The sequence below is a fragment of the Wolbachia endosymbiont (group A) of Udea olivalis genome (genome assembly GCF_964028365.1).
Lineage (GTDB): Bacteria > Pseudomonadota > Alphaproteobacteria > Rickettsiales > Anaplasmataceae > Wolbachia > Wolbachia pipientis.
The window spans coordinates 198773-220817 of the sequence record NZ_OZ034773.1 but is presented as its reverse complement, the minus strand read 5'-3'; the positions used below and the strand labels follow the sequence as shown (position 1 = coordinate 220817).

Below are 22045 nucleotides of genomic sequence, written 5' to 3'. Positions count from 1 at the left end.
ATATAAAGCGGTGTGAGGCAGAAGAATGCTTTACCTCTTCTTAGCATATAAATGTTAGTATATAGCGGAGAAATGTGCAAGAGAATATTAAGAGATTATTTAAAGATTGTTTTGCTCATTTAGGAAAAGTAGCTTTGTATGAATCAAAGGATAAGTCATATATGGTACAAGTACTAAAGCAACAGCCAGATAAATTATACGAGATTGGTGAAGGACAATTTGTGGGAGAGATGCTTTTTCTTGAGGTAAGCGTTTTTGATGTACTCAGGCCAATGGTGGGAGATATTTTTGTTATTGATGGTTGTAAATATAAAGTATATTCTCCGCCACTGCGAGGTAATTCAGGAATAGTTTGGAATATAAACTGTACAGTACTTGGAGAGAAAGATGTTTAAAATTGAAGTTAATGAAAACATTGAGAGAATTACTCACGACATTGATGCTAACAAAGCTAAAGTAGAGTTGGCAGCGGTAAGAGCGCTAAACAAAACGGCACTATGGTTAAAATCTCAGGCTGTCCGAGAAATCAGTGAAGAAAAGCAAATTAGGCTGAAAGTAATTAGAAAAAGACTAAGAATCATCAAGTCAAGAAAAAGCACTTTGAAAGTTTTAATTAGAGCATATCTGTATGATATAAATATAAAACAAGCAAAAATAAGAACAGCATTTAATGATGAATTTATGGCAACAATGCCAAGAGGCTATCGTGGTATTTTTAAACGTGTAGGAAGAACAGCACTACCGATACAGGAGGTTAAACTACCACTTGAACCTGAGGCTTCAAGGATAATAGAAAATCTTGTTAATTATGAAGTTGAAAGGATATTTGAAAAATATTTTACACATGAGTTATTTTATGACGGCATTTTGGACTAATTTACATGAGGCAATTTGTAATACGCTAAAGGCAGAGATACCAGCAATTCAAACTTGTGAGGTTTATCCAGCAATCAGGAAAGAATTGATAGCACCAGCAGTATTTATAGAACTTAGTGGCTTTGAAAAAGGACATGATCCAGGAACAGAAGAATTAGCGCTGAGAGCAAAATTTGAAGCACGAATTGTGATTGATAGCACAATAGAAAATGCACCTATTATTGTCAGAGCATTGGCGGCAGAAGTAGCAAGAATGGTAAATAAAAACACTTGGAAAGTGGAAAAAATTTCACCAGGAGAATTTATCTCAGGAGGAGGAGATGATTTTAGGCCAGAGCTCGATGCATATTTAGTGTGGATGGTAGAGTGGGTGCATGAAGTACATCTTGGTGATTCAGTATGGGCAAAGAGTAGTATTCCGCCGAGTACTGTTTACATTGGGTTTACGCCTGATATTGGAGTTGCTAATAAGCATAAATATGTAAAGGTTGGCAAAAATGATGAATAGTTTTGAAGATGCGAACTTACTAATAAAACTTAATAACTTGATTAGAGTTGGCACAGTCGAAGAAGTAGGCTGTGGAACGGCTAAGGTACGTGTAAAAATGATAGGTAATATATTAACAGACTGGTTGCCATGGGTAACAGCAAGAGCTGGAGAAGACAGAAGTTGGTCTGCACCAAGTATTGGAGAACAGGTGATAGTACTTTCGCCATCTGGTGAAATTGCCAAAGGGATTGTCTTACCTGCAATTTATTATAAAAAATATCCTATTCCAGAAGGAAGTAAGGAAGAAGTAAGCGGTTTTGTTTTTAAAGATGGAACAGTTATTTACTATGACCGAAATGGTCGTAAGTTTACAATTTCTGTCAAAGAAGAAGGAGCTCTTGTTTTTGCAGTGAAAGAAACGCAAATGGAAGTAACTAGTAAGGAAGTTATTTTAAAAACGGGAAAATCAAGTTCAAATATAACTGATGAAAAGATTGTCTTACAGGTTGGGAACTCAAGTCTAGAGATTACTGAGAGTAGCATTAAGTTAAATGCGAAAAAAATAGATTTAAACTAGCCAGAGAAAAATGTTAGAGCTAATAATGATAAGGGTATTATGATTGGTGATATTGAGTATACCTCTCAAACATCAGAATTAAGTGGATATGAATCAGGATGTGAAGATGAGTCAAGAAGAGAGGAGGAAACAAGAGGTTCATTGTTAGGGCAAAAACGACTTTCAGAATCAGACAAAGATTTAAGTTTGGCAAAACAGGGAAAAGTTGTTCGTTTTGGTGATATGTGTAACCAACATGGAGATTATTTACAAAGCCCTGGCATAGGAGGAAGCAGTAATGTGTTTGTAAATGGTAGGCCTGTGCATCGTCAAGGAGATGAATGGTCACAACATGCATCAACAGACCCTTATAAACCACCACATACTAGTCAATCCCTTCTTGAGGGGTCAGATTCAGTGTTTGTAAATGGCAAAGCCATTGCTCGTACTGGTGACCTAATTTCCTGTGGAGCAGTGGCAGAACAAGGAAGCAATGATGTCTTTGCAGGGTAAGTGATATGCGTGGTATGAATTCTGAAACTGGTAAAACAATAAGTGGTATAGAGCATTTAAAACAATCAATAGTTGATATTTTAACTACACCAATTGGTGCTCGTGTTATGCGCCGAGATTATGGATCAAGGTTATTTGAGCTGATTGATCATCCAATTGTACCTGGTTTTGCACAAGAGCTTTATGCAGCAGTTGCAGAAGCATTAGAAAAGTGGGAGCGTCGATTTAAGCTTAAACGTGTACAAATAACAGAAATAAAAGAAGGTAAAGTAACTCTCATTTTAGAAGGAATCTATCTGCCAAATGGAAAGCCGATCCGCCTTGATGGTATTATAGTATAAGGTAGTAGGATGAAAACACCAAATATTGTCGAAACATTAAAATTTGAGGAAATCTTTTCGCGAATGAAAGAAGAGTTAGTGCGTCGGAATGCAAGTTTTTCTGCACTAACTGAGAGTGATCCAGCAATAAAGATACTGGAAGTAGCAGCCTGGCGTGAACTTTTGCTTAGGCAAAGGATTAATGATGCAGCACAGGCAAATTTACTTGCTTTTGCAAGAGGTAATGACCTTGATCACTTGGCTGAATTTTATGGTGTGCTGAGAAAGGAGTCAGAGAATGATGAATCCTTAAGGAAGCGGGTAAAAGCCAAAATTGTTGGTTGGTCAACAGCAGGGAGTAAAGAGCATTATCGCTATCATGCATTATCTGCTGACACGAGAGTAAAAGATGCGCAAGTGGTATCACCTATACCAGGAAGTGTACAGATTTCAATACTTTCCACAGAAAATGGTGGAGTACCTTCAGAAGAATTGCTAGAGATCGTCAGAAATCACGTTATTCGCGATGATATTCGTGTATTAACAGATACGCTTACAGTTATTGGCTGTGGTATTATTCCCATTACTATTCATGCTAAAGTGCATATTTACCCTACTGCATCAAAAGATGTTATCGAAGCTGCAAAGGAACAATTTATCAAAGGTCTTGAGTCTACTAAAGGTTTAGGGTGGAATGTAACCAGGTCCTGGATTATTGCTCATCTTTTTACAGAAGGTATACAAAATATAGAGCTTACAGAGCCAATAGAAGACATAATTGTACAAAATAATGAATGCGTTGCTTTAAGTGATTTAAGTGTTAGGTAAAAATTGGTGATACTTCCTCCAAATGCTTCAAAGCAAGAGCAAATACTTACAGACATAATTAATTATTCTCTTGATGCAAATTCTCTACGGGGATTTAAATTTAACCCACAGACTGAAATGTTGCCGTGGCTAGTAGCGGAATACGGCTTGGGAGAAATTTTATCCTGGGGTAAGAAAGCTACTAAGAGTGCATTAAAAGAATGGGTCTTAGCTAAGCAAAACGGAATAAGATTTCAACGTTTGCGCGGTACACCACAGTCACTGAAGATGGCGCTGAAATGGGCAAACATTGATAATATTACCATTCAAGAAGAACCACCAGGAGAGCATTTTGCTGAATTTCAAATTGGCATCTCTGATGTTCCTAATGACTTTTTTGTCGATAGTGTAATTGCTCTGGCAAAACTTTCTGCACCGGCAAGATCTCGATTAATGCGAATATTCAATGATTATTACAATGCTCAGCGGTTTATGTTAGATGAAAGTATTTTTGGAGATCTTCTTTCAGACTACTCGGGTGTAAGAATAGCAAAAGAAGGGCCAGTATTATCGTTTGGAAGAAAAAACTCATTTGAGCTAAAAATAGGAAATCCAAGATTTAAATTTAGCACTTTTAGATCACATTATGATAGAAGTTACAGTAATGATTTATATAGGTTGGATGTTGCAGTATTAGGAGAGACAGAGCCTCACACCAAGAATTACAACGGTATATATGAAAGAAGTCACGAGTGGTATAACTTAAAAGCACTATATCCTCTACCACAGGGTTTATTGCCAGAAATTAAGTTTGCTAAAGCGTTGATAGTATTATCAGATAGTTGGAATTTGGGAAATATCAATGCTTGTTTTGCACCAACTGCTTATAAAGAAATAGAGCATACATTTTACTTAAGTGAAGATAAACTCTCTGAGCAGATTTGGAATTTTCGACGTACACCAATTTTAGAGCGGTTTAGTATAACTTATTACTACGAAGCAAAGAGTTTTACTGATCAAAGAATAATAGAGTCTAATTTAAGGGAATATCATATTGATTGTCAAAATGACTCAGATTTAAAACAGAAAGATCCTATTCATGAGCTAGAAAATTACGTAGCAGTATTTTACCCAGGTATGGTCACTTGGCATGAACATCGCCACTTAAATCGCCCTTGGAAAAATTTTGAGCCCATTATTACAAAAAAATTGGACGTTTTTTCTACGAATCTTGTATATATATAATATCAATCACGCAATCAGACATGTCAATACTGACACAATCAGGCAGAGCAGCTATTGCTGCGAGCATAAAAGAGCAACCGATACATCTTGCTTGGGGATCTGGAGATTCTACCTGGGAAAGCAGCTACAAAGTTGAAAAAACTTTTGCAGCAGGCGGCAAGATAGGTTTAGATCACCACACTATTAAAGATGTAAAAGTTTGTACAGGGCAAACAATTTATCAGTCAAGCATAGATTATATAGTTGATAGTAGCTCAGGCACTATTGAGCGTGTAGAAAATGGTGCAATTATAGCAGATAGCGTAATCACTATAGAGTACACTCAAGACACACCACCGGAACTAATTACTTCTGCAACATTAATTAAGGAAGTTGGACGTCGTGTTGTTGATGAGATACTCTTCTGCAGCGGTGATGAGAATGGAGAGCTTTTGACTCCTTCTGGAAGGTTTAGGCCTTCTGATGTACCAACCAATAATCTTTTTCTCAAATTCACTTTCGATTTCACGGATGCAGCAAATCGAGTAATCAGAGAGCTAGGGGTTATGGTTGGTACTAAAGTAAAAAAAGAATTACCTGAAGGACAGAGATATTTTGAACCTCAAGATATAGAAGACCATGGAATCTTGCTGATTTTAGAACACACTGTACCACTTATCAGAACTGCTGCCACAAGAGAGACTTTTTCATTTGTTGTAACCTTTTAGAATAAAATGACTTTAAACACCTATTATAACCGCTTTAATCCTGACAAAGAATACGAAAAAAGCTTATTTCTTGCTGGAAGAGGTCTACAGTCTGCAGAATTAAACGAGACTCAGGAGTATGCTCTCTCTAAGCTTAAAGGCATAGGCGATGCAATATTTCGTGATGGTGATGTTATAATAGGAAGCAATTGTATTATAGATAGAGAAACTGGTAAAGTTACGCTTGAATCAGGAAAAATCTATCTTCGTGGAGCGGTTAGAAAAGTCGAAAAAGAAGAGTTTGTTATTCCACTGAGTACCACAGTGCGTATAGGTGTTTATTACGTAGAATCTACCATTACAGAACTTGAGGATGAAAACCTTCGTGATCCTGCTGTTGGTACACGTAACTATCAAGAAGTAGGGGCTGCAAGGCTTAAAGTTTCCACCACTTGGAGTTATCAAGCTGAGGGTGTGACTACTAATGCTTCAGGAGAATTTTATCCAATTTATAACATTGAAAATGGAGTATTGATAGAACATTCACCGCCACCACAAGCAAATATAGTAACTACTGCGCTTGCTCGTTATGACAAAGAGGCAAATGGTTCCTACGTTGTAAATGGCCTTGAAGTAATGTTCCTCCACAAAGAAGAAAAGGGAGAAGAAGGGGTAAAAAAAGGTAAAAAAGAAATATTTGTGATTAATGAGGGCAAAGCTCATGTTGATGGCTATGAGATTGAGCTACCTCACAGTATTCGTGTTTCTTTTGATGAAGATCCAGATATAAAAGCAGTTGAATCAGAACCACATACTTTTCAGCCAAATAGCCAAAGAGTAATGGAACTTAAAGTTAATGATTTTCCAATAAGTGAAATCAAAAAAGTAGATATCACTATTCAAAAAACCATTACTGTTACTCACGGTTCATATTCAGGAGCCACTGATCCAATACCTGACTCTGCGGTACTTGAAATTATTCAAATTAAACAAGGCAATGTTATTTATGAAAATAGTATAGACTATAAGTTAAATGCAGGAAATGTTGATTGGTCATTACCAGGTAAAGAGCCAGCTCCTGGAAGTAGTTATCAAATAACTTACCGCTGTCGTACTCATGTAAGCCCTGAAGATATAAGTGAACAGGGATGCAAAGTAAAAGGAGCAGTTGATAACAGCTTGGTTCTGATTGATTACACCTGGAAAATGCCCCGCTATGATTTAATTACTATCGATAGCAAAGGAGTAGTAAGGAGAATAAAAGGTATAGCTCACCCTTGGCGACCATCAATGCCTAAAGCACCTAGCGGACAACTTTTGCTCTGCTACATTCATCAGACATGGAAAAACGGAGAAAAAGAAGGGGTAAAAATAGTGAATAATGCTATTCATGCTGTACCGATGAATGAGCTTGAAGCAATGAAAAAAGGAATAAATGATCTTTATGCACTTGTTGCACAGGAGCGTTTACGCAATGATGCAAATTCAAGAGAACCTACCACCAAAAAAGGAGTATTTGTTGATTCATTCTTTGATGATGATATGCGTGATCAAGGAATTTCGCAGTCTGCAGCGATAGTAAACAAGGAATTAATTTTACCTATAGATGTGGAAATTATTGATGTTGAAAGAGGTAAAGAACCTCATTTGTTGCCGTATGAACTTGAGCCGGTACTAGAACAGCTCTTACAGACTAAAGGAGAAAGAATTAATCCGTATCAAGCTTTTGATCCAGTTCCGGCACAAATTACTCTAAATAAAAATATAGATCACTGGACGGAGGTTACCACGAATTGGAAAAGTCCAATAACCAGAGCATTTAATGTTAAAGAAACAACAGAGCTGATGTCAAGTACTTCATATGAAGCTGAATTTATGAGAGAAGCAGTACAGAATTTTGAAATTGAAGGTTTTGAGCCAGGTGAAAGGCTTAAGGAGGTAAAGTTTGATGGTGTTGTCATTCAGTCTACTGCATAAGAGGTAAAAAAATATGCTCACAACTAACAACCAGGGAAAATTAAAGGGAAAGATAAAAATCCCAGCAAATATTCCAGCAGGTACTAAATTAGTACAGTTTTATGGGGATAAAGGAAGCTATGGAGAAGCAACGTATACTGGTAAAAAAACAATTACCATAGAGGAAAGAAGAAGAGTTATCGCAGCAAGAAGAGTTGATCCTTTAGCGCAAACGTTTACTTTAAATGAAAGTAGGCACATAGGAGGTGTGGAGCTATGGTTTATAAATAAAGGCAAAAAACGTGTTGTTGTGCAGATTAGAGAAACAGCAGTGGGAATGCCCTCGCAGACTGTCATTGCTGAAAGTTATATTGAGCCAAAAGATATAAAGATAGATGGCACAGCAACACGTATCACTTGGTCGCCAGTGTTTTGCCATGCAGGAGAGGAGTATGCAATAGTTTTACTTACCGATGATTCAGAGACAACAGTCAAAATAGCAGAACTTGGCAAATATGATGCAGTAAATAGCCGTTGGGTAACAAGTCAGCCATATCAAGTAGGAGTATTACTTTCATCTAGCAATGCAAGCACCTGGACTCCACATCAAAATTTAGATTTAACGTTTCGACTACTAGCTGCAAAATTTAGCGAAAATTCTCACGTTATTGATCTTGGCAAAGTTACAGCAACCAATACTTCAGATTTAATTGTTTTGACAAACGTCGAAAAAGTAGCATTTGATACCAATGTAGAATTTATCTTAATAGATGAAGAGGGAAAAGAAAATTTTCTATCTGATAACTTGCCGCTCGCGCTGCGTGAAAGACTATCTGGAGAGTTAACAGTAAAGGCAAATTTAAAAGGGTCAAAAGAAAGAAGTCCTGTTCTCTATCCTGGGTTACAGCTAGTTCTAGGTAATCTTTCAGAGTCTGGAGATTATGTTACAAGAAGCATTACAGCAGGAGCTAACACTAAAATTACCATAACGTATGATGCGCTAATACCTGGCACTGCAGATGTAAAAGCATATGTAGAACAAAGCGCCAAAGGATGGCAATTAGTAAATTTAACATCAGGAAAACCAATAGGGGAAAATTGGGTAGAGAGAACTCATGTGCTATCAAACTTTAACGCCAATGAGACAAGGATAAAATTGGTTTTAAGTGGAACAGTTGTCTATCGGCCAAAAGTCAAAAATCTACGAATCATTGTCACGTAGCAGAATGTCAGATGATAAAACAAGCAGAGGATATCCTTTGCCACACCCAGAGAATATTGCAGTGGAAGATGTAGTACGTATTCGCAAAGCGATAGAAAAAATAGATGAAGATATGAGTGAGAGAGAAAATGAACTTAAGAGTAATTTTGAGCGGTTTAACTTTGAAACTTTTTTAAATTTTTGGGAATGAAAGAAGCAATATACCAAAGGATAAAGGATTTAGCAGCAAATAGCACACCTGATCAACTGGCATATCTTGCAAAATCGCTGGAGTTGATAGCAGATAAAAAAGCTATTGCTGACATTGTGCAGATGACTGAGGTAAAAGAGATAATTGATGCACTACAAAAGAGGCTTAAGGATTTAGCAGCAAATAGTACACCAGATCAGCTTGCATATCTTGCTAAAGCATTGGAATCAATAGTCGACAAAAGTGCAGTTTCTGAAATTGTACAGATGACTGATGGTAAGCTAAAAGAACTTCTTGATAGTGCAAAAAAACACCTAAATGATATAAACAGCAATAAAACAAACTCAATATCAGCAATAACTGCAGTAAAAACAGAGTCTGTTAATGAAATCAACAAGCTTAGGGATAATTCCTTAAATACTTTAAAAGCATCATCAGATTCACATATATCACTACTTGATACGAGAAAGAATGCCAATATTGCAGCAATAAATAGCATTAGTAATAGTCATAAAGATGGTCTTAAAGGTTTAGTAGAAGATTTTCGTGCTGTTAATAATGTACCATCTGGCTCATCAATTATTGGGGAAATAGAAACTCGTGATAACCAATTAAAAACATCCCTGATAAATGAGGTAAAAACTCGGGATGAACAGTTAAAAGTGTCTCTTATAAATGAAATAAGAAAGCGCAACATGGTTGAACCAGGGTCATTACCTTTCTTATTTGGTGTACTTGGCAGAAAAAATAATTATTTTGGCCACGGAACTTTTACGACAGAGCTTGGAAAGTGGAGTAGTGATATAACAAAAACTGACTATATGTTACAACTACTAGCAGGTAGCCATACGTACAATACAGATTACGTTAGTTTTTATCGGCCAAGACAACTAAGTTTTATAGAGGGAAGTAAAGGAACATTTATTTACGGAGAGTTATGCACAAAAAGTTTTTCTGGTAGTTATGATGAGATATACTATTACCCATATGCTGCACTTGGAGTAGTATTTATAAAAAATACAACGAATGTGAACATAAATAAAACAATAGAATTTGTTGGATCATCATACTCTAGTACGGAGTATGGGGGTGCAGGACTATTTGTGGGAACACCAGATAATACCAATTCTAATAAATCAAGAATTTCAAGAATAATATGGAAAAATGTTTACCAATACACGAGTTCTGATAGCAAGTTAGCTGGATCTGGTAATGTGGAAATTCCAGCAGGAAAAACAGTTGCAACATTACTTTACACATCATCTTACCTATGTTCCAGAATACAAGTCAGTCAAGGTATGCTTGCATCAAATTATGTATACAACTATGGTCAATTTATCCAGTGGGGAATACATAACATACGTAGCAATTTTCTAACCACAGGGCTTGAGGTGGATGTAGAGAGAACACTAAAGGCTTGGCAATGTCCAGGATTATCTGAAACTTATGAGCTCTGGAGGTAGCAAAGAATGCCAATTTATATTAGATTTGAAAATAACAAACAGATAGAAGTAACAGTACTTGAAAATAAGCCAACTGGGAATGATTGGTATGAAGCACCAAAGAATTTCGACTGGCAAAAAAGTTATTGTTTAACAGAAGGAGGAGAAATTGCTCAGTGTACTAGAGAAGATATACAAAAGGAGTTGCTGGATAATGCGAAGCTTTGTGCATTTGATAGTATGCGTTTTTATTATGATAGCTATATTAACCAATATGCAGGGAATTCTCACCAAAAAGCTAAATCTTATGAGATTCAAGCAGAAGCCGCAAAAAACATTCTAGCAGCACCAGAATCTATAAATAAAAAAGATGCAGCAATTATAGAGCCTTTAGCAAGAGTGAGAGGAATTTCAGTAGTAGAGATGGCAAAAATAATTCAAGAGAAGGCAAAAAAAGCAGTAAAAGAAATAATGAAATGTGAAGAATTGGAAGACATCGCCAAGAAGAAAATTAAAGAAGTCAAAAGTGAAGAAGAGCTACAGACTTTGCTCGATGATTTCAGGAAAAAAATGCAAGAAAGTTAAAAAGGGAAGAAATGCCAGAAGAATTTTTACACGGAGTAAAGGTTATTGAGGTAACCTCAGGAGCAAGATCAGTACGTACAGCTAAATCATCAGTGATAGGTGTAATTGGTACTGCCCCTGAAGCTGATGAGCAAAAATTTCCACTCAATAGTCCAGTATTAATAGCAGGAAGCTTAAAGGAAGCAGCAAAGCTTGGGAAAAGTGGAACACTACCTTCTGCAATAAACGGAATATTTTCCCAAATTGGTGCAACAGTAGTAGTTATTCGAATTGAAGAAAGTGAAGCTATTCAAAATATAATTGGTGGAGTTGATGAAGAGACTGGAAAATATCAGGGAATTCAAGCATTCCTCAGCAGTGAAAGCATAATACATGTTGCCCCAAGAATACTAATTGCACCTCAGTTTACTCATCAATTGCCTGAATCTGAAAATCCTAAAAACCCAGTAGTAGCAGCTTTGATAGGAGTAGCAGAAAAGCTAAGGGCAATAATAGTTGCAGATGGACCAAATACCAATGATGAAGAAGCCATAAAATGGAGAAAAAGTGTAGGTAGCTCAAGAGTTTACGTTGTTGACCCATGGGTTAAGGTGTTTATTGAAGGAAAAGAAGAAATTTTGCCGTCTAGCCCATTTGTAGCTGGTTTAATAGCGAAAGTAGATAGCGAACAAGGATTCTGGCACTCGCCTTCAAATAAAGAGATAAATGGTATTGTTGGCACAAGCAGGCCTATTGATTTTACGCTCGGTAATACAAATTGTAGAGCAAACCACTTAAATGAAAATGAAGTAACAACGATAATTCATCAAAATGGCTATAGGCTTTGGGGAAATAGAACATGTTCAAATGACTCAAAATGGACTTTTCTGTCAGTGAGAAGGACTGCAGATTTAATCAACAATAGTCTACTTCGAGCTCATTTATGGGCAGTTGATCGCAATATTACCAAAACTTATATAGATGATGTGATTGAGGGGGTAAATTCCTATCTGGCAAATTTAAAAGCGCAAGGGGCGATTATTAGCGGAAAGTGTTATGCAACTCCAGAGCTCAATACACCAACAAATATTGCAAGCGGAAAAGTGTCTTTTGATTTTGAGTTCACGCCACCATATCCAGCTGAACAGATTACTTTCAGGTCACACCTTGTGAGTGGCGCAATATTGTAAAAGGAGAAAGAGAGATGTTACCAAAGATCCTAAAGAATTTTAACGTATTTGTTGATGGTCGTGGTTATGCAGGAAAAATAGATGAAGTAACCTTGCCAAAACTTACCATAAAAACAGAAGAATACAGAGCTGGTGGTATGGATATTCCAATAAATATTGATATGGGCATGGAAAAGCTTGAAGCAGATTTCACTTTTTCTGAATATGACTCTGAGCTCTTTAGACTTTTCGGATTGATAAACAATAATGCTGTTTCTCTTACTTTAAGAGGAGGTTTACAGGGAAGTAGTGATGCCGAATCAGTAGTAATTAACTTAAGAGGGCTCTTTAAGGAACTTGATTTTGGTAACTGGAAGGCTGCTGAAAAAGCAACACTAAAATGTATAATTGCTGCCAACTATTATAAGCTTACCATTGATGGCAGAGAATTGATTGAAATTGATGCAGAAAACATGATTCGCAAGATCGATGGTGTTGATCAAATGGCTTCTATGCGCACAGCCTTAGGAATTTGAGTAAGAAGGTAAAGTAATGCAAAAAATTAAATTAACTGAACCAATAAAAATCGATGGGATTTTAGTTTCAGAGTTAACTCTACGCCGTCCAAAAGTGCGAGATCGTTTAGCTGTTGAACGTATGAGTAATAACGATGCAGAGAAGGAAGTAGCACTGATTGCAAATCTTGCAAGTATTTCAAGAGAAGCAGTAGAAGAGCTTGATCTTGCAGACTACAGTAAGATTCAAGGAGCATTACAAGGTTTTTTGTCTCAGCAGAAGACTTGAGGCTGAGCGTATTATCGCTTAGCTCAATGGTTGGTGGTGGAATCAATCAGTGGCTTGATATGGATATTGAAGAATTTATTACTTGGTTTGAAAGTAGCGGAAAATTATACAAATGAAAGCAATTTCTATAGTAATTGGAGCAACACTGCAAAGCAGTTTTAATAGTACGATAGCAGGTAGTACGAAGCAGCTTTCTCGTATTGGTAGTACGATAAAACAACTTGAATCATCAAGTAAATCAATATCCAAGTTTAAAGAGCTCAGCCACGATGCTCTGCTTGCTAGGCGTTCTTGGAATGAGCTAGAAATAAAAACAAAATCTCTGGCTAAACAGATAAAAAATGCAGAAGCACCAAGTAAGAGCCTGCAAAATGAATTTACAAAATCTAAAGCTGCAGCACTGAAAGCTAAAACAGCTTATTTACAAAAAAGAAGTGCTCTCCACCATTTACGCACGGAGTTCAGTAAAAGTGGTAGAGATATAAAATCTCTTATTGGAGACCAAGCTAAACTTGGCTCTTCTATTGAAAAGCTTAAAAATAACTATACGGCTTTAAATTCCGTAATGCAAAAACGTAAAGGAGTTTTAGCGCAAAGAGCAAATTTTAGAGCTCAAATGATGGATGCTGTAGCACTTGGCCTCACACTTGCTGCACCACTTAAGGCTGCAATTAGTTTTGAGAGTGCCATGGCTGATGTAAAGAAAGTTGTAAAGTTTGAAGATACAGATGTAAATGGCTTAACAAAACTTGGTGAAACATTAAAGGAAATGTCGCGTACAATTCCGCTATCTGCAGCAGAACTTGCGCAAATTACTGCAAGTGGTGGTCAACTTGGTATTAAAGCTAAAGATCTTACGACTTTTACAGACACTGTGGCCAAAATGGCAACTGCATTTGATATGTCAGCAGAAGAGGCAGGAGATGCTATTGCTAAACTTTCTAATATTTATCAAATTGAAATTGGTGAAATGGCAAATATTGGTGATGCAATAAATCATATTTCTGATAACACTGCAGCAAAAGCTAAAGACATTATTCCTGCGCTAAACAGAATCGGTGGTACAGCAAGGCAATTTGGTTTAACTGCAGTAGAAGCAGGAGCTTTAGCAAGTAGCTTCATTAGCCTAGGTAAAACTCCTGAAAAAGCAGGTACAGCAATTAATGCAATGCTCAGTAAGTTGCAAACAGCAAGTAAGCAAGGTGGCAATTTTCAAAAAGCTTTTCAGCAGCTAAAAATAAATGCTAAGGAATTTGAAAAAGCAATTGGCAAGAATGCACAAGGCACATTAGTTAAGTTTTTAGAAACAGTTGCAAAATTAGGTAAGCAAGAGCGTTCTAGTGTTCTCTTTGATCTCTTTGGCCTTGAATATCAAGATGATATAGCACTACTCATTGGTAGTCTTGATGAGTACAAAAAATCTTTACGATTAATAAACGAGGAATATAAGGGCTCAATGCAAAGGGAGTTTGAAAACAGAGCAAATACTACAGCAAATAACCTTCAGTTACTTAAAAACTCAATGGCAGAAGTGGGAATGAATCTTGGTTCTGTATTATTACCACCTTTAAATTTTACTGTTAATCTTCTGAAGTCAGCAACTACACAAGTAGCACTTTATGCCAAGGAGTATCCAGTATTGACTACAGTGATCATGAGCATGATTACTGCGTTGATTAGCATTAAAATAGCAGCCATATCTCTTGGATATGCTTGGACTTTTGTAAAAGGTTCCTTATTGGCTCTTTTATCTACTTGGAAAGTGTTTGGATCTGTTATTACTTTGGTAAAAATAGGTCTTTATTCTACTTCTGCAGTTTTTCCAGCAATTATTGCTGGATTTAAAGCATTAACAATTGCTGTGATGAGCAACCCTATGGGGCTGATTATTGGTGGTATTGCTGTTGCTGCAACTTTGATAATTACCAAATGGCAAGCAGTAAAGAACTTTTTTGTTACTATCTGGGAATCAGTGAAAATTGTATGGAAGTCTTTTTCTGATTGGGTAGGAAAATTTTGGAATAATATTACTCAGCCCTTTAGAACAATCAGTAATCTGTGGAATAAAAGAAATGAGTCTAAACTAGAAGTTAAGTCTGTAAATAACGTTATAAGTGATTCTCTTAAGTACCCCATTGCAGCACACAGTAAAGCTATAGAGAATAAAACTCAAAATAATCACTTCAGTATTAATATTCATTCAACTCCTGGGCAAGATACACGTAGCATTGCTGATGAAGTAATGGAGCGAATTAGAGAGCAATTTAGTGGCGCACTTTACGATATAAATTAAATTATGTTATCTCTTGGTCCATATAGATTTTCATTAATTGAGCAAGGCTTTACACGCAGAAGTGAATATCGCTGGCCTGCACTTGAGCGTATTGGAGAAAAGCCGTTGCTTCAAAGTATTGGTCCTGGAGAGGATATTGTTGAGCTTGCAGGGGTAATCTATTCAGGAGGGCTGAAGCAAATAAATAATATGCGAAATTCATCAAACCCTTTCTTACTCATTGATGGCCAAGGTAACATTTTAGGCCATTTTGTTATCGTGAAAATAGAAGAAACGCAGAAATATTTTTTTCCAAATGGTGAACCAAGAAAGATTGAGTTTCACTTAAGTTTGAAGCACTACGATAACGTGTTGTTAGATGGATCACTAAATAATCCCGTTGACAATATACAACTTGATGATGATGTACTACAAAACTAAAGAAAATGATATGTTAGATTTGATCTGTTGGAAGCACTATGGATTCAGCTCAGAAGCAGTTGAGGTTGTGTTAAGAGCTAATCCTGGACTTGCAGAGTATGAACTTCTTCCTGCAGGATTAATTATTAAATTGCCTGTCATTCAAAGAACGATACAAAAGCAAGTAGTAAAACTATGGGATTAAAATGACACCAGACTTTAGTATTTCAGTAGAAGGCATTTCCATCACTGAGTTGATAAAAAGTCGGTTAGTATCAATGCATATTACTGATGAAGCTGGAGTAATAAGTGATACTGCTGTAATTCATCTTGATGACCGTGATTCATTATTTGAGATTCCTAGAACTGGAGCAAAGCTGAATATTTTGCTTGGATATAAGGAAACTGGCATTATGCCGATGGGAGATTACATAGTAAATGAAATTACGATACAAGGTCCACCACAAGCACTAAAGATTAAAAGTCATGCAGCAGATTTGAAACAGTCTTTAAAGGAACAAGTATTTAATGAGTGGCATCAAATTACTTTAAATGATTTGGTGGAAAAAATTGCAGGTAACCATGGCTATAAAGCTAAAGTTGCTGCAGAGTTTGCAAATATCATGATATCACATATTGATCAGGCTGCAGAGAGCGATATGCATTTTTTGACCAGGCTTGCTCAAATTTATGGAGCAATAGCAAAACCTGCTGGAGGATATTTACTTTTTGTTTCAAAAGGGAAAGCAAAATCAGTTACCGGAAAAACTTTAAGCACTATTACTTTAACACCTAGAGATATTACAAGTTGGCAAGTAAGATTTAATGAGCGTAATCAATATGGCTCGGTTATTGCCTATTGGTATGATTATGAGAAAGCAGAGACGATGACGGAAAAAATGGGTAATCAGGAACCAAGCTATATTCTACGAGATATTTATGCAAATAGTGATTTGGCGCAAAGTGCAGCATCTGCAAAATTAAATCAGCTGATGAGTGGTGCAGCAACACTAAATATCACAATGCCAGGGAGTCCTGAATTATTTGCCGAAGCAAAGATCAACCTTTTGGGGTTTCACAAGGGAGTTTATGGTGAATGGATAATAAATAAGGCTGAGCATGTGATTGATAACCTGGGTTATCGTACTATCATCACAGCTGCTATGGGAATAATTGATAGTGAGAAAGTAAATTGATAATTTCCTCATAAATATCTTCTTTATTATTGTTTAATTCCTCTACAGCAAGATCTAAAGGAGTTTTTTTATCTTTGTTTTTAGCAAGAGGATTTGCTCCATTTTGCAGTAGAAATTTAGCAATTCCCAGATGTCCTTTTCGTGCAGCATAGTGCAAAGCTGTCCAGCTAAAAGCGTCAGTAGTATTTACATCAATGCCCTCTTCAATTAGAAATTTTACAACTTCTAAACAATCTCCGCTTGTGGCATAGTGTAATGATGTTGCACCAAAATAATAGGTATCATTGATATTTACTGTGTTTTTTACTAAGGATTTTACGTTATCCAAATTGCAACTTTCAGCTGCAATGCGTAATGCTATTCTATCCTCACTAGTTGTTTTACTTTTTATTGGTATGTTTTTTGAAGGTTTAAAGTGCTGAAACAAAAAGATAGCACATATTATTGGTATTATCGAGTTTATTAATAACTTTCCAAGAAGGCTAGATTTCATGTCTCTTATATTATTTGCATCGCTTGTTTAGTGCAATCAATTAACTTTATTTTAGAAAAGATTTTTTGGACGTAATTTTGATGAATCTTGTATATATCAATACGCAGCTATTTGTGCAAGAGAACTTTAAGATGAAAAACCAAAGTACAGGAAAGATCCCTGTAGCAGTAATTGCTACTATGGTGATACAAACAATAGCATTTATCTGGTGGCTGGCAAAACTCGATTTAAGAGTGCATATGCATGATAAATTTATAGAGCAAAATCAAAGGACTACAGAAATCATCTATCGCCTTGAAGAAAGGGTCAAAAACCTTGCTGAGGAAGTTAATGAACTTGAGCAGAGACAAAAATAAAAAAGTGGCAAAGTATATTTTATCTGTTGATGGAGGTGGAATCAGAGGAATAATTCCTGCCATTATTCTAGCAGAAATTGAATCTAGAACAAAAAAGCCAATTTCTCAAATTTTTGACTTAATGGCAGGAACCTCAACCGGTGGGATTATTGTTGCTGGACTTTGTAAAAGCAATAAACCTCAATACTCTGCCAATGATTTAGTTGGACTTTACCAAGAGTATGGAGCTTATATCTTTCAATCATCATTTTGGAGAAAATCAATTGCTTCTTGGCTGAGTGGTTCTCAGTACTCGTATAGAAATATGGAATTTATTCTCAACAAATACTTTGGTGAAAGTACTATGGCCGATGTTGCGAGTAATCTACTGCTCACCAGTTATGACATTCACAATAGTTGTGAATTTTTCTTCAAAAGTTGGAAAGAAAAAAACATTAAGTTGAAAGATGCACTCAGAGCTACAACAGCTGCTCCAACGTACTTCACACCAAAACGTCTGAAAATTAGCCAAACAGAGAGAGTGTTGATAGATGGCGGAGTGTTTGCCAATAATCCAGCGGCTTGTGCATATGCAAGTGCTAAGAGGTTATTTCGAAATGATGAGATTATACTGCTATCAATAGGCACTGGTGGAACAGATAGAAGTATAAAGTATGCTAACTCAAGGAGATTTGGCAAAATAGGGTGGATCAAGCCACTATTGAATGTGATGTTTGCTTCTGGATTGGATTGCGTTGATTATCAACTAGAACAAGTAATAGATGATAAATACATAAGAATACAATCGCAATTGAAAGTAGCATCGACTGAGATGGACAATATTACACTCAAAAATATCAAATTTCTTCAGCAAGAGGCAAGTAAAATGATAGAGGATAACCAGAAAGTGATAGACAAATTCTGCAAGCAAAATCGAAAACTATAACTGAGCTAGAAAAACAAAATAAGCGAGTTTCTAGTATCTACTTTAATAAATTTACTAAAATATTTTTTTAATATTATATATTGAATACAGAAGCACAAGAATTTCATCCAGTAATGCAGATAATTAATTATGTAATCACCTTTGTTGGTATTTTAATATATTGTGTAGAAATCAGTAAACTAATGTTGCTTTTAATTCAGGTTAAGTTTTGGAAGCATGATTTTCAAGTTCCTCAATAGATAAATCTGTTATTTTAGAAATAGCATTAACAGAAACGTCCAACATAAGTAGATTATTTGCAACCTTTATTGACTCTGCTTTGTAAATCAGGAATGTTGCACCAAATGTTGACATTAAACTTTATGATATGAGGTATCTTTGATGTTTTTACGCTACTAAATTCATGATATCCATCTCTTGGCGATTTAAGCCTATTTTTAGAGTATTTATAAAAAGACGATAAGACCCTTCTACATCTAAAGCCTAAAATGCAATTCTCAGATGATCTCTGACAGACGTTTTTTTCATCAACACATTCAAAACAATAAAAAGATTGAATATTTCTTCACAATTGTGTATAATTATTAATGCTTTGGTGCACGTAACGATTATACTTTAAAAAAAATATTGGCTACTGAGAAGAATGAAGACATCATCATCAGCGAAAAAAAAGGGCAAAAAACAGAGAAAATTGATGTAACTACTTAAGGAAGGTGTCTCTATTGCAGCTGAGACAGCTGATCACTCATGATCAAATAAAAAAGTTATAAGCACACAGATTGGATTACAGTATCTTTTTTAAGAAGAAGATTTATCTTGCTTAAAAACTTGTAGATACTATATTTTACATAAATTCTTCATGCGAGGCCTTTATGTTTACTAATAGAATATCTAATAATCTGGATCAGCTACAATTTTTTGTAGAGTTTTTAAATGAAAATTATGAAACTCAGAAACATCTTAGTCTTACACCACTACATTTAGCAGCAGGAAATGGTCAGTTGGATTTAGTCAACACTTTATTAGGAGAGGGTTTAGATATTAACTCAGAGATTAAATACGATGGCTTTACGCCACTGTATTTTGCAATTGCAAAAAATCGCTTAGAGATGGTTAACTTTCTTATTGCTCATGGAGCAGATGTAAACCATAAGACCATTCTAGGCTTTACACCTTTAAGTTTTGCATCCCAGCAAGGATATTTAGATATAGTCAACACCTTGATTGCAAATGGAGCAGATCTTAGTACTAAAACAGATAAACTTAATACACCTTTACACCTAGCAGCAGAGAATGGTCATCTAGATATAGTAAATGTTTTTATTGAAAAGGGATTAGATGTTAATGCTGTAAATAATGATCGAGCAAGACCTTTGCATTCTGCAGTACAAAATGGTAACCTCGAAGTAGTTAAAGCTCTTATTTCACAAGGGTCTAATATTAACGCTGGATCTTCAGGCATAGGTAATCGTAAAGTTGATGCAAACATTACACCCTTACATCTGGGAACACAAACTGGTAGGTTAGATATAGTTAAAGTTCTGCTTGAAGCGGGAGCAAACGTTAATGCAAAAACAGATGATAAGATTACACCTCTACATTTAGCGTCTCAAAATGGCTTTTTAGAGTTAGTAGACATTTTACTAAAAGCAAAATCTAATGTTAATGCTAAGGATTATGAGAATCTTACACCTCTGCATTTAGCAGCAGAACGTAATCACTTTGGAGTAGTTAAGTCTCTTCTTCTCGTAAAGGGAATTGATGTTAATGCTAAGGACCACGATAATTCCACAGCTTTACATATAGGATCTCAGAATGGTCACTTAGAAGTAGTGAAGATACTAATAGAGAAAAAAGCCAATGTTAATGCTAAAAAAAACGAAGGTTTTACACCTTTGCATCTAGCAATTCAGCAAAGTCATTTCGAGGTGAGTGATTTTTTAATTAAAAATGGAGCAAACATTAACACCGTGGATGATCAGAATTGGACTCCTTTACATAATGCAGCATATAATGGTTTTTCTTTAAAAATAGTAGAGAGCTTAATTGCAAAAGGAGCAAATATAAATGCAAAGATGGATGATGGTAGAAGAGCTCTACATTTGGCAGCAGAACATAATCGCTTGGAAATAATGAATTTCTTGATTGAAAATGGAGCAGATATTAATGCTCTAGATAACAGAAGTTGGACTCCTCTACATTGTGCAGCATATGATGGTAATTTAGAAGTTGCTAAATCTTTGCTTGATAAAGGAGCAGACATTAATGCTAAAACAGTTAAAAGTACTACACCTCTACACTTTGCAGTAGACCATGATCATTTAGAGGTGGTTGAATTGCTCTTAGAAAAGGAAGCAGATATTAATGCTTTAGATCACACAAATTGGACTCCTTTACATTTTGCAGCAGAAAAAGGTTATGATCAGATAGCAACCGTTCTATTGAAACATGGTGCTGATGTAAATGTAAAAGAAAATCAAAATAAAGGCACAGCCCTACATCTTGCAGCTCAATATGGTCATCCTAAGGTAGTTAAAACTCTTATTATAAATGGAGCGGATGTTAATGCAAAAATGGATAAAAATGCTACGCCTTTACACTTAGGGGCACAAATTGGTAATTTAGATATAGTTAGGTCTCTACTTATGAGCGGAGCATACTTTAATGCTAGAGCTGAAGGAGGTAGATATGTTTTACCATTACACTTTGCGGAAAGAAGAGGAAACCCAGAAGTAATAAAATTACTAAAATTGGTTGAGAAGTTATTTAAGGCTATAGAAGATAATAATTATTTAGGAATTGAGAGTTCCATTAGAGATGGAGCAATCATTGATTCGAAGAACGTGGATGGAAGAACGCCATTACATTATGCTGTTAATAATGGGCACATAAAAGTTGTAAATATCTTGCTAGCAAATGGAGCTGATGCTACTCAAGTTACTAACAAGGGTAATACACCATTACACACTGCTGCTTCCAAAGGTCATAAAGAAATTATTGAAGCTTTGTTACAACGTGTAAGCAACAATAAATTGAGTGATTTTATTAATGCTAAAACAATAGTTAAAGGCACTACATCGTTGCATGTTGCTACTGAAAATAGCTTTTTCGAAGCTGTAAAATCTTTGTTGAAACATGGTGCAATTTATAACATCAAGAATAAAGAAGGTAAAACACCACTTGATCTTTCTCGAGACCAGAATATTACTAACCTATTGAAATTAGTAGAAGAGCTATTTGAAAATGCAAAAAATGGTAATGTTGAAATTATCAGTAAGCTGAGAGCAATAAAACCCGATGAGCGCGTAGCTGTAACAAATGCTCGTGATGATCAAGGCAAGTCATTAGTCCAGGTTGCAGTAATCAATAAACACTCAAACCTTGCAAGTAGATTATTAGAAATATTAAAAAGTCCAGATCAGAGTTTACAAGATGTCAGCGTAGAAAATCGAGTAAAGAGTTTAAAGTTATAGCTCTCTTAAATGAAACTCTAATGAGGGTGCCAAGATCTAGAAAATATACAAAAATTTTGTTACAAAATAG

26 protein-coding genes are annotated in these 22045 nt (G+C 35.8%); 24 read left to right on the top strand and 2 right to left on the bottom strand.

The window, feature by feature from the left end:
- The first annotated feature begins 74 nt into the window (after window positions 1–74).
- From ABWU32_RS01035 to ABWU32_RS00935, 21 genes are all read left to right on the top strand, one after another.
- Window positions 75–395, top strand: a complete 321-nt coding sequence (locus tag ABWU32_RS01035) for a hypothetical protein (protein ID WP_174516711.1) — start codon at window positions 75–77, stop codon at window positions 393–395.
- On the top strand, window positions 388–876 hold the full coding sequence (locus ABWU32_RS01030; RefSeq protein WP_164224822.1) for a phage tail protein: 489 nt from the start codon (window positions 388–390) through the stop codon (window positions 874–876). The genes ABWU32_RS01035 and ABWU32_RS01030 overlap by 8 nt, the downstream gene beginning before the upstream one ends.
- Window positions 857–1384, top strand: a complete 528-nt coding sequence (locus tag ABWU32_RS01025) for a hypothetical protein (RefSeq protein ID WP_341823918.1) — start codon at window positions 857–859, stop codon at window positions 1382–1384. The genes ABWU32_RS01030 and ABWU32_RS01025 overlap by 20 nt, the downstream gene beginning before the upstream one ends.
- Window positions 1374–1943, top strand: a complete 570-nt coding sequence (locus ABWU32_RS01020) for a phage baseplate assembly protein V (RefSeq protein ID WP_341823917.1) — start codon at window positions 1374–1376, stop codon at window positions 1941–1943. Before ABWU32_RS01025 ends, ABWU32_RS01020 begins: the two co-directional genes overlap by 11 nt.
- Before the next feature lie 39 nt (window positions 1944–1982).
- Complete coding sequence (locus tag ABWU32_RS01015) at window positions 1983–2435, top strand: PAAR domain-containing protein (protein WP_318010167.1); 453 nt, start codon at window positions 1983–1985, stop codon at window positions 2433–2435.
- A gap of 5 nt (window positions 2436–2440) precedes the next feature.
- Window positions 2441–2776 (top strand): GPW/gp25 family protein, encoded by a 336-nt coding sequence (locus ABWU32_RS01010; protein WP_015588498.1) that lies wholly within the window; start codon window positions 2441–2443, stop codon window positions 2774–2776.
- 9 nt (window positions 2777–2785) lie between these two features.
- Complete coding sequence (locus ABWU32_RS01005) at window positions 2786–3583, top strand: baseplate J/gp47 family protein (protein ID WP_015588499.1); 798 nt, start codon at window positions 2786–2788, stop codon at window positions 3581–3583.
- A gap of 6 nt (window positions 3584–3589) precedes the next feature.
- Window positions 3590–4807: a phage tail protein gene (locus tag ABWU32_RS01000; RefSeq protein WP_341824347.1), complete on the top strand. Its 1218-nt coding sequence runs from the start codon at window positions 3590–3592 to the stop codon at window positions 4805–4807.
- 20 nt (window positions 4808–4827) lie between these two features.
- Window positions 4828–5514, top strand: a complete 687-nt coding sequence (locus ABWU32_RS00995) for a hypothetical protein (RefSeq protein ID WP_341823916.1) — start codon at window positions 4828–4830, stop codon at window positions 5512–5514.
- Between the two features lie 6 nt (window positions 5515–5520).
- Window positions 5521–7470 (top strand): DUF4815 domain-containing protein, encoded by a 1950-nt coding sequence (locus tag ABWU32_RS00990; RefSeq protein WP_341823915.1) that lies wholly within the window; start codon window positions 5521–5523, stop codon window positions 7468–7470.
- A 13-nt stretch (window positions 7471–7483) separates the two neighbouring features.
- A complete protein-coding gene (locus tag ABWU32_RS00985) occupies window positions 7484–8671 on the top strand; it encodes a hypothetical protein (protein WP_341823914.1) in 1188 nt (395 codons plus the stop codon).
- Between the two features lie 4 nt (window positions 8672–8675).
- Window positions 8676–8861 carry a hypothetical protein gene (locus ABWU32_RS00980; RefSeq protein WP_015588504.1) on the top strand — a complete coding sequence of 62 codons (186 nt, stop codon included), beginning with the start codon at window positions 8676–8678 and terminating at the stop codon, window positions 8859–8861.
- Window positions 8858–10324 (top strand): hypothetical protein, encoded by a 1467-nt coding sequence (locus ABWU32_RS00975; RefSeq protein ID WP_341823913.1) that lies wholly within the window; start codon window positions 8858–8860, stop codon window positions 10322–10324. The genes ABWU32_RS00980 and ABWU32_RS00975 overlap by 4 nt, the downstream gene beginning before the upstream one ends.
- 6 nt (window positions 10325–10330) lie before the next feature.
- The gene (locus ABWU32_RS00970; RefSeq protein ID WP_015588506.1) at window positions 10331–10888 is read left to right on the top strand and encodes a hypothetical protein; all 558 of its coding nucleotides are present in this window, start codon (window positions 10331–10333) and stop codon (window positions 10886–10888) included.
- Between the two features lie 11 nt (window positions 10889–10899).
- The gene (locus ABWU32_RS00965) at window positions 10900–12057 is read left to right on the top strand and encodes a phage tail sheath subtilisin-like domain-containing protein (protein WP_341823912.1); all 1158 of its coding nucleotides are present in this window, start codon (window positions 10900–10902) and stop codon (window positions 12055–12057) included.
- A 14-nt stretch (window positions 12058–12071) separates the two neighbouring features.
- The gene (locus ABWU32_RS00960) at window positions 12072–12572 is read left to right on the top strand and encodes a phage major tail tube protein (RefSeq protein ID WP_341823911.1); all 501 of its coding nucleotides are present in this window, start codon (window positions 12072–12074) and stop codon (window positions 12570–12572) included.
- A 16-nt stretch (window positions 12573–12588) separates the two neighbouring features.
- Entirely contained in the window at window positions 12589–12840 is a 252-nt protein-coding gene (locus ABWU32_RS00955; protein WP_182319222.1) for a phage tail assembly protein, read from the top strand.
- 112 nt (window positions 12841–12952) lie between these two features.
- Window positions 12953–15133 carry a phage tail tape measure protein gene (locus ABWU32_RS00950; protein WP_341824332.1) on the top strand — a complete coding sequence of 727 codons (2181 nt, stop codon included), beginning with the start codon at window positions 12953–12955 and terminating at the stop codon, window positions 15131–15133.
- A gap of 3 nt (window positions 15134–15136) precedes the next feature.
- Window positions 15137–15553 carry a phage tail protein gene (locus ABWU32_RS00945; RefSeq protein ID WP_341824331.1) on the top strand — a complete coding sequence of 139 codons (417 nt, stop codon included), beginning with the start codon at window positions 15137–15139 and terminating at the stop codon, window positions 15551–15553.
- A complete protein-coding gene (locus ABWU32_RS00940) occupies window positions 15531–15737 on the top strand; it encodes a tail protein X (RefSeq protein ID WP_264685331.1) in 207 nt (68 codons plus the stop codon). The genes ABWU32_RS00945 and ABWU32_RS00940 overlap by 23 nt, the downstream gene beginning before the upstream one ends.
- A 1-nt stretch (window position 15738) precedes the next feature.
- Window positions 15739–16728 carry a phage late control D family protein gene (locus ABWU32_RS00935; RefSeq protein WP_341824330.1) on the top strand — a complete coding sequence of 330 codons (990 nt, stop codon included), beginning with the start codon at window positions 15739–15741 and terminating at the stop codon, window positions 16726–16728.
- Here ABWU32_RS00935 and ABWU32_RS00930 read toward each other — a convergent pair.
- Window positions 16694–17221: an ankyrin repeat domain-containing protein gene (locus tag ABWU32_RS00930; RefSeq protein WP_341824329.1), complete on the bottom strand. Its 528-nt coding sequence runs from the start codon at window positions 17219–17221 to the stop codon at window positions 16694–16696. The genes ABWU32_RS00935 and ABWU32_RS00930 overlap by 35 nt on opposite strands.
- 131 nt (window positions 17222–17352) lie before the next feature.
- Here ABWU32_RS00930 and ABWU32_RS00925 point away from each other — a divergent pair, with 131 nt between their 5' ends.
- Window positions 17353–17577, top strand: a complete 225-nt coding sequence (locus ABWU32_RS00925) for a hypothetical protein (RefSeq protein ID WP_065094365.1) — start codon at window positions 17353–17355, stop codon at window positions 17575–17577.
- 4 nt (window positions 17578–17581) lie between these two features.
- Complete coding sequence (locus ABWU32_RS00920; protein WP_341824346.1) at window positions 17582–18502, top strand: patatin-like phospholipase family protein; 921 nt, start codon at window positions 17582–17584, stop codon at window positions 18500–18502.
- 201 nt (window positions 18503–18703) lie between these two features.
- Here ABWU32_RS00920 and ABWU32_RS00915 read toward each other — a convergent pair whose 3' ends face one another.
- Window positions 18704–18856, bottom strand: a complete 153-nt coding sequence (locus ABWU32_RS00915; protein WP_174516912.1) for a hypothetical protein — start codon at window positions 18854–18856, stop codon at window positions 18704–18706.
- A gap of 518 nt (window positions 18857–19374) precedes the next feature.
- Here ABWU32_RS00915 and ABWU32_RS00910 point away from each other — a divergent pair.
- Entirely contained in the window at window positions 19375–21975 is a 2601-nt protein-coding gene (locus ABWU32_RS00910; protein WP_353278580.1) for an ankyrin repeat domain-containing protein, read from the top strand.
- The last annotated feature ends 70 nt before the right edge of the window (window positions 21976–22045 follow it).